Genomic DNA, 13,944 nt, shown 5'->3' with positions numbered 1-13,944 from the left:
GGAAGGGAGGATGGAGCGCGCAGGAAGGGGGAAAACCTTCCTCGCCACGCGGCAAAGGCATCGAAGCCGCGTGAAAGCCGCGTCCGCACCTGCTTGCCAGGTGCGGACGCGGCGGGGCGGGTTGTCCCGCCTCGCCGTCTCAGAGAAGCGGCGGAAGTTCCACCGCTTCGATGGGGGCGGGGATCACCAACCCGGCCCAGCCGGGGGAGGGTGGGCCGGTGGGCCGGTATGTCCACGCACGATGACAGGCGGGGCATTGGAGGTGTCCGGGAGGAAGCTCGCCGGAAACCGGCGTGCGGCAGAAATCGGCAAAGTCCGATACATGGCCGCACCAGCAGCGGAGATTGCAGAGGGATGGGCCGAAAGCGGTCATGACTCAAAACAGACTCATTTGCGCGGTTTGCGGGAACATCCCTCGGATGAATCCTTCCGGGGTTGTTCCATCCGCAAACATGCCGACCGGCGCGAAGATCGAGCGGTATCCGGTTTCGGTAATTCCCGGCAATGGTCCATCGTGGCGAACCGTCAAATGAACTTGGGTCGAACCAAGCCAGAAGGCGCGGCATTCCACCCGGAAGGTCCACGGGGAAACCGTCAGCTCGGCCGAGCTCCACGCTTCGAGCGTCAGCCGTCCCCGGACGCGGGGAACCACGGCATCGAGGCAATCGGCCATGCACCGGAAGCCCAACGCCTCGAAATGTTCCCGGCAAAGGGAATTGAGAGATTCCAGCGGGCGGTTTCCCTCGGGGCCGTGTGCGAGGGCGTGAGCCGCAGCCAGCGGAAACAGCCTCGCGGCTTCCTGCTTCAAATATACTAGGTCCATCGTATCGGATGAGGAAGGGGAGAGGCGGAGAAATTCCGCCCCTCCCGGTTGACGGATCAGCCCTCCAGTCCGGCCAACGTCCGAGCCATCGGCAAGGTCCGGTCGTTGCGGTACGCCTGCCAGCATCCGAGCGAGGGAGTCCAACGGAACCCGGAACGCTTGAGCGTGGCGCGGGTGTCCGCGTCCGGCTTGCCCGGATAGAACAAGCGGACTCGGTTCTCCGCCGGGCAATCCTCAATGCGGGCGTTCGACCCTTCCAATTCCGTTGCCGGGGTCGCGTGGGCTTTCTCCACGCTGACAAGCCGGGTTTTCATCCTTCGGATGTTCGCGTTGTTGTTCTTCAGCTCGAAATCCGCGAAGCCGATGCGCCCGATGCAATCCGGTTTCAGGAGCTGGATGGCGCGGGCCTCGGTGTATCCGAGGGCCACCAAAGCGGCCACCTGTGCTTCCGGCCCTGCCTTGCGGTGCTTGCGGATCGCGGCGTTCGCATCCTTCATCCGCTTCTGCAAATCCTCGGCCTTGGCGATCTCATCCGCCAGCCGCTCGCAGGCGTCTGAATGGCCGAACATGATCGGGCCGGTATAGGGAAGAATGGCTTTCAGGATGCGTTTCCGCCAGAGCTTCCGGCAGTTAAGAAGCTCCTCAAGCCGCCGGTGCTCGGAGGCGTTGGCCTTCTCGGCGCGACGCACCGGGAAATTGCTTCCGCCCGTAATCATCGAGGAAATGCAACGCGACTTCGCCGAAAGGTGGGCAAGGGTGCTGCGCTTCAATGCCTCGCGGTAGCGGGGGAACAGCTCGGCGAGCTGGTCGCCGGTGCCGTGTTTCTCCGCGTGGGTCGTGAACTCGACCAGATCGGCGGAGAGGGTGTCGGCGTAGCCTTTCACGGTGGAAGCCCCCCGGCGTTCCGGGGAATGGCTGACCCCCTCATGGGCACGGGTCGCGAAATCAAGCGGGATGTCCGCGCTGAAATCCGGCGTTGCCGGGGCCGGGGTTCCGGCATTAGATTCGTTCTGGAAAGTCATCTTCTCGCTAAGTGGGTGATTGATCCGAAGGGGGCCGGAAGCGTTGGCGCGCTCCCGGCTCCCGCTCTTTACCGTCAGCCGTTGGCGGCTGAGGCACCTTTACCCCGGCGGGTCCGGGCTTGTCCTTTTGCTGCGGGACGGGCTCCCGGCTTGGCCACGATCTGCCAGCGGTCCACCCGCACGCGGTAGCCGTAAACGGTCACACCGTCTTCCTTGCGGGTGTAGTTGTTGGGACGGATGCGGCCCTCGATGAGAACAGCCGCGCCCTTGGTGGCAGCTTTGGCGAACGCCTCGCCGTAGCCATTCCAGATTTCGAAGTCGATGGCCATCGGCTCGCCCTTCTTCCACTCTCCGCTTTCGCGGTCCTTGTAGGATTCGGTGTGAATGAGGCGGGCACGGGTCACGGTGGCTTCTCCGGCTTGCTGGGTTTCCGGGTTCGCAACAAGGTTCCCGGTGATGGTCAGTTGGTTCATGTCGATCATGGTTGGATCAGGTATTTAGGTTTCGGTTCTGGTTGATGGTCAGGGTTTTATGCCCCCGACCGATGGGAAAAACATAACTCGAAACGGCACCATCGACAAGCAAATAAACCGCATAACACATTGATTACAAACGAACAACAAACGCAAAGAGCGTTTTTCGTTCGAGCGAAATCAATGACGCGACGAACGCGCCGCCGCCCAATCGAAGCGGATGCCAGAGGGTGGAGGCCGGAGCTGCCCAGACCTGCACAAGCGATAGAGTGAGGGGCTCGGTTCCGTCCAGGTGGAGGCGCAGCACTACCTTGACGGACCCCGTAAGGGGAGGCCCCGGAGTGAGAGCGCGCGGAAGGGAGGACAGCGAGGACAGGAACGAGGCGGCATTGCGGCCGAACTTGCCCTTGGCAATAGCGGGGCGGTGGCTTGGATCACGCGCCAGCGTGCAAGCTCACGGTGGGGAATGGAGGGCGGGGAGGGGGATCACCGACCGAACGGAATAAAGTCCCCCGGCGGTCACAGCCGCCCTGGGGACGGCGCGCATGGGAAATCCATGCCGCCGGTTTATGCCGGATCGGGCGGTCGATGCGGAGGCCGGAACGTGTGGCATGCGTGGCGCGGAGCCTGGTCAATCTTCACCCGGCGCATGAAGCCGATCGACACGGATCTGATGGCATGAGGAACGAATGCAGCAGTCCGGGGCGGGTCGGCATGATGCGGGGGCGCGGAGCCATGAATAGCACCGGCCTCCGATCGGACACGGACCGGTGGGCACCACGGGTCCGTGCCGGAGGCCGCTGGTTTCGAGAAGGGGGCGTTGCGGGGGAATCACCCGCAGAGAGGGGAGAGCCGCACGAAGTAGGCTCGGGGGGAGAGACTTCTCCCACGCCAGCACGACGGAATCTAAAAACTAGGATGATCGGACTTTCCCTTTCGTATCCGCCAAATCGAGCAAATGGAAAGCTCTCCTGAATCTGCTCACTTCGATGCAATTCTCTTCGGTGATCCTCTCCATCTTTCCCCCCACCTTGCGCATGAACCAGCGCCCCGTATCGGCTTTGCTTCGGGAAATGTACATCGCCTTCTTGGTGCCTCCCTTCTTGGATCCCCGGGTGATGGCCAAATCGATCAGGCGGTTGAATTCCTTGATCGGAAACACGAAAATCTCCCTGTCGGTGCCGGTACCGGCGGACAGCACGTAAATCAGGAAAAAGTCCTTCCGGTCGTCATAGGCCGAAAACTCGTCGGGCTTGAAGAGCCTCCACGAGGTCACATCGAATAGCGCTTTCTCCCACTTCGAACCGACCGAGTAGAGCTTTCCGAACTTCACCTGAGCCTCCCGGTAGATCGGCTTGGACGCATGGAGCTTCCGGAGAATGAAGTCCACTTTGTCCACGTCGAGAAACCTCGAGTAAGGATTCCATCCATGCTCGAACAGCTCGAAAGCGGCGTAGGTTTCCCCTAGAACCTCGTAGTGACCGGCTTGCAGCCGCATTTCCGGCGTCAGCCCTTCGGCATTGATCGACATGATCAGAATCTATTCGTCTCCCGGTTGGATGACAAGATCCCTCCCGGAACATGGGATCTTCCGCTGGCTCACCGGGAGAACGCGAGTCGGTCGAACCGGCGGGCCGCATTGCCGGCCAGCATCCACCCAATGGATGCCGGAAGAAGTGTCCACAGCCAAACCACCCTGGCGGCCCGCCGCTCAAACAGGGACCGCACCCGTGTCTCGGCTGCCTCCCAGCCCGCGGGGAAGCGGATTCTATCGATTTGCGCCTTCACGAATCCATCGATCGCGAAGTGGAAGATCAGTCCGAGCGCCAGCACGGACAGAAAGATCCGCTTGGTGAAGAAGAACCGCAATCGAAGCTGAAACATCGACATTGAGGCAACATTACCCCTCCCGGGGAGGAATGCGATTCCAATATCCGAAGAATCCTTTGACGTTAAAACAATCTTCTTTGGATGATGGTGAAAAATCGAGTGTAAAGCCCGCCATCCCGGATGAAAAATTGAAATAAGAACATTTCATTGGCTCAGTCGGGCATGGCGGAGCCTCAAAGCGTTTGCAATGACGGACACTGAACTGAAACTCATGGCGGCACCGGCGATCATCGGGCTGAGGAGCAAGCCGAAGAACGGATAGAGCACACCCGCTGCGATCGGCACGCCGAGCGCATTGTAGATGAAGGCGAAGAACAGGTTCTGACGGATGTTGCGCATGACCGCCCGGCTTACGCCAATGGTCTTGACGATCCCCGTGAGGTCGCCCTTCACCAACGTCACGCCGGCGCTCTCGATGGCGACGTCGGTGCCGGTTCCCATGGCGATGCCGACGTTGGCTTCTGCCAGGGCCGGGGCATCGTTGATGCCGTCGCCGGCCATCGCGACCACGGCTCCCGCCGCCTTCAGCTTGCGCACGATCTCGATCTTGTCCTGAGGCGTGACCTCGGCATGCACTTCGTCGATGCCCAGCTCTCGCGCCACGGCCTCGGCGGTCCTTCGGTTGTCGCCGGTGCACATGATGACCTTCAAGCCGAGGCCATGAAGCGTGGAGATGGCACCCGGCGTGGTGTCCTTGATCGGATCGGAAATCGCGAGTATGCCCGCCACTTCGTCGCCAATGGCGACCCACACGACCGTCCTCGCCTGCTCCTGCCACGACTCCGCATTCTGTCGGAGATCATCCGGGATGGCGATGCCGGCATCGGAAAGGAAAGCCGCTTTCCCGACGCGCACGGTCTCGCCGTCCACCCGGCCGGTCACCCCGCCGGCAGTCGTCGACTCAAAATCGCGGGTGTCCAGCGGCTCCAGGTTCTTCTCCTTCGCGGCATCGACGATCGCCCGGGCGAGCGGGTGCTCGCTGCTATGTTCCAGCGAGCCCGCCAGTTGAAGCATCCTCGTCGGATCTTTGGCCTCGGTGTCGACCACGCGGGGCTTCCCCGCGGTGAGGGTTCCCGTCTTGTCGGTCACCAGGTGGGTCACCTTCTCGGTGGTCTCGATCGCCTCGGCGTTCTTGACCAGGATCCCGCTCTGCGCGGCGCGCCCGACACCGACCATGATCGACATCGGCGTGGCTAGTCCGAGGGCGCAGGGGCAGGCGATGATCAGCACCGCCACCGCATTGACCAGAGCGTAGGCCATGGCCGGGACCGGGCCGAAGACCGCCCACACGACGAAGGTGAGGACGGCCACCCCGATGACCACCGGCACGAACCAGCCGGACACGGTGTCGGCGAGCTTCTGGATCGGCGCGCGGCTGCGCTGGGCGTCGGCGACCATGTGGATGATCTGCGAGAGCAGGGTCTCGGAGCCGATCTTCTCGGCGCGCATCAGGAAGCTGCCGGTCTGGTTGACGGTGGCGCCGATCACCGGGTCGCCGTCGCCCTTGGCAACCGGGACCGGCTCGCCGGTGATCATCGATTCGTCGAGGTTGCTTCGGCCCTCGGTGATCACGCCGTCGATTGGCACCTTCTCGCCCGGCCGCACGCGCAGGATATCGCCCTTCGCGATCGCATCGACCGGTACCTCCTCCTCCTCCTTGCCGTCGCGCACCCGGTGGGCGGTCTTGGCAGCCAGCCCGAGCAACGCCTGGATCGCCGCCCCCGTGCGGCTGCGGGCCCTCGCTTCAAGAAGCTGTCCGAGCAGAACCAGCGTGGTAATGACGGCCGCTGCCTCGAAGTACAGGCCGACTTCGCCGTGCTGGCGGAAGGATTCTGGAAACAGACCGGGCGCGATGACGGCCACCGCGCTGAATGCGTAGGCGGCCCCGACTCCGACCGCGACCAGCGTAAACATGTTCAGACTCCGGTTCACCATCGATCTCCAGGCCCGGGTGAAAAACATTCCGCCCGCCCAGAACACCACCGGCGTGGTCAGGACGAACTCGACCCATTTCGAAATCCGCTTCGGCACCAGCGTGTCGATGCCGGGAACGAGGTGTCCCATCGCCAGCACGAAGACCGGGACGGTGAGGGCGAGTGCGATCCAGAACTTGCGGGAAAGCGTGCGGGCCTCATCGTCCTCCCCGGCCTCTCCGACCTGACCGGTGATGGTCTTCGGCTCGAGCGCCATGCCACAAATCGGGCAGTCCCCGGGATGGTCCTGCTCGATCTCCGGGTGCATCGGGCATGTGTAGATTGTCGCCGGCTGCCATAGCGGGTTGCGCTCGAGCGCCATGCCGCACTTCGGGCAGTCGCCCGGCTGGTCGCTCTCGACGCCCGGGCACATCGGGCAGAAATACTTCGCACCAGCGGACGGCTTCACGTCACCGTGGTGATGGTGATTGCCGCCATGGCAGCAGCTCTCGTCCTGGGGCTCCGAGGCCTTCGGTAAATGATGGTGCCCTTCTCCGGGCACCTCCTCGTGCCCGTGACAGCAGCTTTTCCCTTCCTCCGTATTGGCCGGCGGCTCGGGTTGGGGATCATGTTGGCAGCAGGAGCGCTCCGGCTTATTGTGGAAATGATGCTCGTGTTTGTTCATGGATTTGTTGGCTTTCACGGGTGCAAACGCACGACCTTCCCGAGGCTTACACCTCGGATTTGAAACGTTGCCCCGATCTTCGCTTCCCGCCATGCCTGAGATTTCCGAGACGCTTCTGGCGAACCTTGATGCCTTCACCGGATTCGCCCGGTCCCGACTCGGCGATGCGGACCTGGCGCGGGACGCGGTGCAGGATAGCCTGCTGAAGGCTATCACCGCCGAGCGCCAGCCGTCCGAGGAGGCGGTTGTTCCGTGGTTCTACCGGATTCTCCGTCGGACGATCATCGACCTGCACCGGCGACACGACGCGCGGAACCGTGCGCTCGACCGCCTCGGTGATCAGCTCGGCACTCCGGCTGACCCTGAAGAGGAACGGGTGTTGTGCTGCTGTTTCGAACGTTTGCTTCCCGATCTTCCCGAGAGCTACGCCGAACTCATCCGGAGGATCGACCTCGGCGGCGAGCGGGCCAGCGACCTGGCCGCAGAACGGGGTTCCAATGCGAACGCGCTCACGGTGCAGCACCATCGCGCCCGACGCCGACTGAGGGATCTTCTCGAAGGCAGCTGCAAGGTCTGCGCCTCGCACGGCTGCCTCGACTGCGACTGCGCGGGGACCGACCATTGAGATCCCCGCGCTTTGGCAGCTTGTTCTGGACGCCTTGTTCAGTCCTTCAGTGGGATGAGCACCATGCATTCTTCGCCTTTACTGTTGAGATAGGTCACCTCCCTTTTCGTGCGGGCTGGCGTACCCTTTCCTGGAGGGCCGACGCGCTTGATCGTCACCTTCTTCTTGCAACCGTCGCAGTGGATCGTCCCACCGTCGTGGCAGAGCTTCTCGGCGTCCGCCGCATCGGCAATCTCGCCGACGGTCGCGGTCTCGCAGTCCCTGCATACTAGGACGTAGCGATCCCCCGGTTTCATCGAGCTGATCTTCTCCACACTCTTGGTGGATCGGAAGAAAGGAGCGCGATTCGGTGATTGCGCTTCGGCGATTCCAAGCATCCCGACTGCCAAGGCAAGGGCGCTGAGGGTTGTGACGATTGTTTTCATGGTTCGTTTCTCTGTTTCGATCTGTTCGAGCTGCTTGCTTCAGTGGGCGGAGCGCTCGAGGAATCCGTCCTGATACGTTCAACCTCGACTGGGGAACAAACCCTCAAACTTCTCCGCGTTTTCTGCCGGAACACAGAATCCAAGGGTTTGTGGTAGGAGCGGGGTTTCACTGAGCGGAATTCTCCTCGTGTTTCGGTCACTTCGACTAAATCCGGCGTGACAAGCGGGTCGGGATTCCTGCCAAAATCGATCCACTAGATTATGAACAACGATCCACTAGATGATCTTCTTCGAGCTGCGGCGCAGGAGCCGCCGCTTTCGGAGGGCTTCCGGAGCGAGGTGTGGACGCGCATCGCCTACGCGGAGCAACGGTCCGTCGCGTCCTGGTTCCATCGGGCTCTGGCCAGCTTGGTTCGTCCGTTGCCTGCCGCCCTGACCGTCGCGGCAACAGTGGTGATCGGAGCTTGGCTGGGCCTCGCGAGCACGCCGACGGCCGAGGATGCGCAGCTCAGCTATGCCGAGTCGATCAGCCCGTTTTCCCAAGAGCACACGCCATGAAGAATTCTGCCAAGTACGGAGGGGTGGTTCTTCTGATCTCCCTAATGATGGGGGTCTGCGTTTTCTTCGCAGTTAAAACTCACAAAGCTCCCGCGCCCCACGGAGCCTTGATCGACGATTTGCCCGAGCTGGAGTGGTGCCGTGCCGAGTTTAACCTTAGCCCTGAGCAGTTCGAGAGAGTTCGGGAACTCCATGTCGCGTACCGACCCACGTGCGAGGAAATGTGCCATCGGATTCGGAAAGCGCACCTACGACTGGAGGAGGCGTCACAGGGCGCCCAAGGCGTGACCCCCGAGCTGAAGGCGGCCATCGAGGATCATGCCCGGATTCATGCCGAGTGTCAGGAAGCGATGCTTGAACACCTCTATGAAACTGCTGCCATACTGGATGAGGAGCAGGCGCAGCGTTACCTGACCATGATGTTGCCATTCGCCCTCGACTTCAGCCACAGCGAACCCGGAGACGTCCATGGAGAATGAGATGGAAGACGTCGATGAAGTGCAGTTGATGTCGCGCCTGGCGAGTGGCGAGGATCTTGCCCTCAACGTGCTGATGGATCGGTGGGCTCAACGGCTGAACGCGTTTCTCTATCGAATGACCGGCCAGCGCGAGGTCGCGGTCGATCTCACGCAGGAGACCTTTGTCCGCCTCTACAAGGCCCGGAAGCGCTACCGACCAAAAGGGGCGTTCAGCACCTACCTGTTTTCCATCGCTGCGAACCTGGCGCGCAACCACGCCCGCTGGAAGTCGAGACATCCCACGGTGTCACTGGATGCTACCCATAACGACGGGCACCCCTTGGTTCAGGAAGCCAGCGACCCCGGTCAACAGCCGGACGAACACGCCGACTCTGCCGAGCGATACCAGAAGGTGCGCGAAGCTCTGGTCGCCTTGCCGCCCGACCTGCGGCAGGCGATCATCCTCTTCGTTTACGAAGGCATGGGCTACGCGGACATCGCGGACATCGCGGGCTGCTCGCCCAAGGCGGTGGAGACCCGGATCTATCGTGCCCGCCAGTTGCTCAAGGGGATCCTGTCGTAAGCTTCGGCCAACCGCCCACGTCATTGGTTCGCAGGACGGATCACCGTTTCAGCCCGGATCTTTCCGTTGTCGCGGGTGGAGCGCCCGGTTCCCTTCGCGAATCGTATCGTGAATACCCCCGCCTTTCTGAAAGGCCGCAAGACAAAGCGGGCAGCATAGCTCGACCATGTGACCCTCGTGGTTGAGCCGGCAGTAGCCCCGTCCGCCGCCGACGCCCTTGCCGCAAACGACGCAGGTTTCCTCATTGTATTCGGGGATGTAGGGATCGGTCATGGCGGTCAGACGGTTGATGTTTTCGGACTTGAAGATACTGCAGGGGGGTGTCGGTGCCGACTCGCCTCATCTGGTGAAACACCGGCAGACGCCCGGCCCCTCGTGGCGATTGCATCATTCACTCGATCGGAACTGAAAATGTCGTTACGGATCGGTAATCCAAGGGGTAGCAGAGTTTCCGGGGTTTCACCACCTGTCCGAAAACCTGATCTCAGACAAGTATCCCATGAAAACAATCATCACCACCATCATTTCCCTTCCGTTGCTCCTGCCCTTGATTTCAGCGGAGGAGGAAAGCGCCGATATGCGGGAGCGGGAGCGCATCGTTGAGCTGATGGAAGCCCGAGTCGAAGCAGGCGACCAGAGGATCGTGGAGCTGGCCAACGAAATCCAGACGATCCACCACCGGCTGAATGCGAAGCTCGAACGATTGGTCGGAAAGCTTGCCAGACTGGAGGACTCGCCCGATTCCGGATTCCGGCTTGGGAAGGCCAAAATCGAGGTGATCGAGGGACTCGAAGCAGCGGTTGAGGAGTTTGTGGCCCAACGCCGCACCTTGGAGCAGAAGCTGAGGGCGGGTACGGAGGAACGGGCAGTTGGCGACGTGCAGATGGAGATTGATCATCTGGACGCGGAGGTGGTGAAACACCTCGATCAGGTGGTGAAGCTGTCGCTGTCCTTCGCCAGGGATGAGCACGTCAAGAAATACGAGAGTGTCGGCGGCTCCGGCTACTACACCGGCGGCTACGGATGGTTTGAGGAAACCGTCCAGATCAGTGATGAGTGGCGGCAGAACCGGCACAACCGAACGATGGACCGTGAACAGCGGGAGCAGGTGACCGGTATCCTTGATCGTGCCATCGCACGTTGCGAGGCGAGCATCCGTCGCGCGGAAACGGCGCTTGAGAACGACAACATGTCATCCGAGGAGCGGCAGATCCTTCAGACCGAAATCGACGCCCACCGGTCCATGCTCGACAAGCGCAAAGCCCAGAAGGACGAGTTGCTTTTTGAGCCACAGCCCGAAACCAGTGAGGTTGGGCGGGATCTGGCACGGGAGCTCGAGAAGGCTGTGGATGAAGGCCTTGCCGAAGTTCAGGAGGATATCAGAAAGCTCGTTGTGGTCCACCGCAAGTTCCGGGAGGAGCAGGCCGACCTTACCGAGCTGAAGTCTCTCCTGGCTGCTAGAAAAGAGTGGCTTGAGGAGAACCGCCAGCCCAAAGCCGGAGACTGAGAGGCTGATCCATCCGGACTCCAAACCCGGGAGGTGTGCATTATGGGAAGCTCATCACATGAATTCGCCACCTCGTCCGGGGGGAGCGCATCAAAGCAAGTCCCCGGCGCGACCCAACCACGGGGTGGCGAGACTCCCGATGGTCTGAGGAGATCGAAAGGCTCCGGAGGAGAAGGCATTCGAATTCTGCACGTCACTCCCGAGCTTTCCTCATTGCCGGCGGAGTTCGCCCGCATCCAGCCCAATATCACTGCCAAGGCAGGCGGTCTCGCCGATGTCACCGCAGCATTGTTCGAAGGGTTTCACCGAATGGGTTCCGATGTGCATGTGACCCTTCCCCACTATCGCCGGCTCTTCGGCGTCGATCCGAATCACTTCGATCCCTCGAGCTGGAGGGAATACAGACGCAAGAATGGGCTCGAGACGGTCCACCTCGCGGAAGACCGGAGCTTCTACTACCGCGAGAAGCTTTACGACGAGGCGACCAATCTCGACATCGCTCTGGCATTTCAGCGGGAGGTCATCAACAATGTCATTCCACGGGTGGATCCTGACCTTGTCCATTGCCATGACTGGATGACCGGGCTGGTGCCTGCGGCAGCGAGGAGGCTTGGGATCCCGAGTGTCTTCACCATCCACAATACCCACACGGAAAGGCTCACACTCGAATGCATTGAGAGCCACGGAATCGACGCGGCCGAGTTCTGGAGTTCGCTCTACTTTGAGAACTATCCCACCCACTACGAGTCAACCCGGCAACACAACCGCGTCGATCTGTTGGCCAGCGGCATCATCGGTTCCGACTTCGTCACCACGGTCAGCCCTACTTTCATGGATGAGTTGAGCCAGGGCAGTCAGGGCAGCCTCGCCCATCCCCTGAGAGCGCATTTGGAATGGCGTTGCTCGTGCGGTGCCGCCCGAGGAATCCTGAATGCGCCCCATCGCTCCTATGACCCCTCCATCGATCCCTCCCTCGTCCGTTGTTTCGATGCCACCACGGCGACCGAAGGCAAAGCGATCAACAAGGCTGCGTTCCAAGAAATGACAGGACTGGCCGTGGACCCCGATGCGGCGTTGTATTTCTGGCCCTCGCGCCTGGATCCTGTTCAGAAGGGCTGCCAGCTCCTGGCTGAAATTCTCGGGCAGCTCACCGCCGACCAGATGGGGTCTCGTATCCAGCTCGCGATCGTGGCGGACGGTCCGTTCCAGAAGCATTTCCATGAAATTGTCTCTATGCATGGCCTTCACGGACAGGTCGCAATCCGAGATTTCAACGAGGATCTTTCACGGCTCGGATATGCGGCCGCAGACTTTGCTCTCGTCCCTTCTCGTTATGAACCCTGCGGGCTGGCCCAGATGATCGCACTCCGCTATGGGACTCTTCCCGTGGCCCATCGGACGGGAGGACTCCGCGACACGGTCCGGCAATTGCAGGGGAGTGACATCGGCAACGGCTTCCTCTTCGAGAACTACGACAGCAATGGCCTCCGATGGGCCATCAGCGAATCCATACGATTTCATGGTCTCGCCAAGCCCGAGAAGGCCCGTGTGGTTTCCCGGGTCATGAAAGAAGCGGGGCTGGCATTCTCACCGGAGCAGATGATGCTGGAATATTCCGATGTTTATCAGGGCACGGCGGGCCAGGTATCGGGATGGACCGTTTCTCCGTAAGGCAGCAACCCAAAGCGAGCAGGCTGAAAAGTGCCTCTACTCGCTATTTGCTCTCGTCGTTATCCAGTTGCCTCCGCAGGCTGTTCAGGCATGGCTTGCTGCAAACCACCATGAAACGACCCTCGTGTTGGTGCCAGACGCACTCTTCACACGAGCGAATTCGATCCCCGCAAACCGAGCATCGAACGCCACCAGACCCGTGTGGATGTGACTTGAGTGTTTTCATCGGCGTGCCTCTCACCTGAGTAAAACCCCAAAGCATTCGTTAACCCTTCCCGTTCGGCTGGATGCAGTGCCAAGTCCTCCCACGAAAAGAGGGACAAGTATCAACTTGTCCCTCCCTTGGTTCGCAATCTGTCCGGGCCGCATGATGTCTAATGACGACCTCGCGGACTGGTATGGACTCTTTGATGGGTTTGGCGTCCACCTGCATGTTGACGGGAGGGTCGGGCATGGCCTCTTGAGGCAGCGTGACCGTGATGCCATCCGGAGCGATAATGGACTCGCCTTTGATGAGGCACATATGAGTGGTGGATGCGCTGTCGATGGTGAGCCCCCGACCTCTGATGGTGCGAGTAGCTAGGTAGATGGCGCGCGTGGTGTGGATGATGGACGGAGTGGTGCCCATGCCCATGCCAGCCGTGATGTCGGTCGCCTGCCTTGGCGGAAGAATTTGAGAAGAGGGCAAACACGGCAACCCCAAGGGTTGCCACCAGTCCGCGTCGTTTCACTGTATTGATTACTTTCATTGGATATTCCGGTTTAAACTCACGGTGTTCGACCATGACGCCCGCAAAATTATTCAGTGGGAGTTCACGTTTTTCTCCTGCGTCGTGCAATCAGGAGCCATCGTGAGCTTGGCCAAGGGGGCCTCACCAAGAGTGGGGCGTGCGGAACCACTTCAATGCAAGCATCCGGAGCTTAATGCCCTCCACAAACTCACGTTCTCGATGGAATCGGCAAGGTCAGGGGATTGGCTCCCGCCGTTCCTGCCAAGGCCATCGCCCGCTGATCTCCAACTGCATCGACAGGCTCAGGAACGTGCGGATCAGTACGAGGATCGCGAGGACGCCGACGTTCTCCAGAGTTGGGGCGACAACCACTGTGCGGATGATGTCGCCGGCGACGAGAAATTCGAGTGCGAGCACGATGGCCCGGCCAAAGTCCTCCCGAAACCGCCGGTATCCGCCGCCCGTCCGGCATCTCAGGAATCGAATCGAGGCAGCCAATGCCCCGACCACGACGATAAGGACACCGATCGCATCCACGCAGGTGCCGACAATGTCCATGATGTGGCGGAAGTGCTCCATG

At 61.1% G+C, this 13,944-nt stretch carries 15 protein-coding genes; 6 read left to right on the top strand and 9 right to left on the bottom strand.

Annotated features, from left to right (window positions below):
- Positions 1 to 376 precede the first annotated feature (376 nt).
- The 6 genes from ABXH26_RS20635 to ABXH26_RS15910 all read right to left on the bottom strand — a co-directional run bounded on the left by ABXH26_RS20635 (position 377) and on the right by ABXH26_RS15910 (position 6,806).
- The gene (locus tag ABXH26_RS20635; protein WP_491850101.1) at positions 377 to 673 is read right to left on the bottom strand and encodes a hypothetical protein; all 297 of its coding nucleotides are present in this window, start codon (positions 671 to 673) and stop codon (positions 377 to 379) included.
- 206 nt (positions 674 to 879) lie between these two features.
- Entirely contained in the window at positions 880 to 1,707 is an 828-nt protein-coding gene (locus ABXH26_RS15930; RefSeq protein ID WP_353568086.1) for a hypothetical protein, read from the bottom strand.
- Positions 1,708 to 1,919: 212 nt separating this feature from the next.
- Positions 1,920 to 2,327, bottom strand: a complete 408-nt coding sequence (locus ABXH26_RS15925; protein WP_353568085.1) for a single-stranded DNA-binding protein — start codon at positions 2,325 to 2,327, stop codon at positions 1,920 to 1,922.
- 904 nt (positions 2,328 to 3,231) lie between these two features.
- Positions 3,232 to 3,849: a hypothetical protein gene (locus ABXH26_RS15920; RefSeq protein ID WP_353568084.1), complete on the bottom strand. Its 618-nt coding sequence runs from the start codon at positions 3,847 to 3,849 to the stop codon at positions 3,232 to 3,234.
- Between the two features lie 68 nt (positions 3,850 to 3,917).
- Positions 3,918 to 4,208 (bottom strand): hypothetical protein, encoded by a 291-nt coding sequence (locus tag ABXH26_RS15915; RefSeq protein WP_353568083.1) that lies wholly within the window; start codon positions 4,206 to 4,208, stop codon positions 3,918 to 3,920.
- A gap of 144 nt (positions 4,209 to 4,352) precedes the next feature.
- Positions 4,353 to 6,806 carry a copper-transporting P-type ATPase gene (locus tag ABXH26_RS15910; RefSeq protein ID WP_353568082.1) on the bottom strand — a complete coding sequence of 818 codons (2,454 nt, stop codon included), beginning with the start codon at positions 6,804 to 6,806 and terminating at the stop codon, positions 4,353 to 4,355.
- Positions 6,807 to 6,897: 91 nt separating this feature from the next.
- Here ABXH26_RS15910 and ABXH26_RS15905 point away from each other — a divergent pair, with 91 nt between their 5' ends.
- Positions 6,898 to 7,431 (top strand): RNA polymerase sigma factor, encoded by a 534-nt coding sequence (locus tag ABXH26_RS15905; RefSeq protein ID WP_353568081.1) that lies wholly within the window; start codon positions 6,898 to 6,900, stop codon positions 7,429 to 7,431.
- Between the two features lie 38 nt (positions 7,432 to 7,469).
- Here the strand turns inward: ABXH26_RS15905 and ABXH26_RS15900 are convergent, their stop codons facing one another.
- On the bottom strand, positions 7,470 to 7,856 hold the full coding sequence (locus tag ABXH26_RS15900) for a hypothetical protein (RefSeq protein WP_353568080.1): 387 nt from the start codon (positions 7,854 to 7,856) through the stop codon (positions 7,470 to 7,472).
- A gap of 261 nt (positions 7,857 to 8,117) precedes the next feature.
- Here ABXH26_RS15900 and ABXH26_RS15895 point away from each other — a divergent pair, with 261 nt between their 5' ends.
- Genes ABXH26_RS15895 through ABXH26_RS15885 form a run of 3 tightly spaced genes read left to right on the top strand, consistent with a single transcriptional unit; the run spans position 8,118 to position 9,455 of the window.
- The gene (locus ABXH26_RS15895; RefSeq protein ID WP_353568079.1) at positions 8,118 to 8,414 is read left to right on the top strand and encodes a hypothetical protein; all 297 of its coding nucleotides are present in this window, start codon (positions 8,118 to 8,120) and stop codon (positions 8,412 to 8,414) included.
- The gene (locus ABXH26_RS15890) at positions 8,411 to 8,893 is read left to right on the top strand and encodes a Spy/CpxP family protein refolding chaperone (protein WP_353568078.1); all 483 of its coding nucleotides are present in this window, start codon (positions 8,411 to 8,413) and stop codon (positions 8,891 to 8,893) included. Before ABXH26_RS15895 ends, ABXH26_RS15890 begins: the two co-directional genes overlap by 4 nt.
- Positions 8,883 to 9,455 carry an RNA polymerase sigma factor gene (locus ABXH26_RS15885; RefSeq protein ID WP_353568077.1) on the top strand — a complete coding sequence of 191 codons (573 nt, stop codon included), beginning with the start codon at positions 8,883 to 8,885 and terminating at the stop codon, positions 9,453 to 9,455. The genes ABXH26_RS15890 and ABXH26_RS15885 overlap by 11 nt, the downstream gene beginning before the upstream one ends.
- Positions 9,456 to 9,503: 48 nt before the next feature.
- Here the strand turns inward: ABXH26_RS15885 and ABXH26_RS15880 are convergent, their stop codons facing one another.
- Positions 9,504 to 9,728: a hypothetical protein gene (locus tag ABXH26_RS15880; RefSeq protein ID WP_353568076.1), complete on the bottom strand. Its 225-nt coding sequence runs from the start codon at positions 9,726 to 9,728 to the stop codon at positions 9,504 to 9,506.
- A gap of 226 nt (positions 9,729 to 9,954) precedes the next feature.
- Here ABXH26_RS15880 and ABXH26_RS15875 point away from each other — a divergent pair, with 226 nt between their 5' ends.
- Both ABXH26_RS15875 and ABXH26_RS15870 read left to right on the top strand, forming a co-directional pair.
- The gene (locus ABXH26_RS15875) at positions 9,955 to 10,962 is read left to right on the top strand and encodes a hypothetical protein (RefSeq protein ID WP_353568075.1); all 1,008 of its coding nucleotides are present in this window, start codon (positions 9,955 to 9,957) and stop codon (positions 10,960 to 10,962) included.
- A 42-nt stretch (positions 10,963 to 11,004) separates the two neighbouring features.
- Entirely contained in the window at positions 11,005 to 12,633 is a 1,629-nt protein-coding gene (locus ABXH26_RS15870; protein WP_353568074.1) for a glycogen synthase, read from the top strand.
- Positions 12,634 to 13,598: 965 nt separating this feature from the next.
- Here ABXH26_RS15870 and ABXH26_RS15865 read toward each other — a convergent pair.
- Positions 13,599 to 13,943 (bottom strand): DUF1622 domain-containing protein, encoded by a 345-nt coding sequence (locus ABXH26_RS15865; RefSeq protein WP_353568073.1) that lies wholly within the window; start codon positions 13,941 to 13,943, stop codon positions 13,599 to 13,601.
- Position 13,944: the final 1 nt, after the last annotated feature.

It is taken from the genome of Haloferula sargassicola (assembly GCF_040362925.1).
Lineage (GTDB): Bacteria > Verrucomicrobiota > Verrucomicrobiia > Verrucomicrobiales > Akkermansiaceae > Haloferula > Haloferula sargassicola.
Note: the sequence above shows the minus strand (reverse complement) of the source record. Positions and strands in the feature narration are given on the sequence as shown.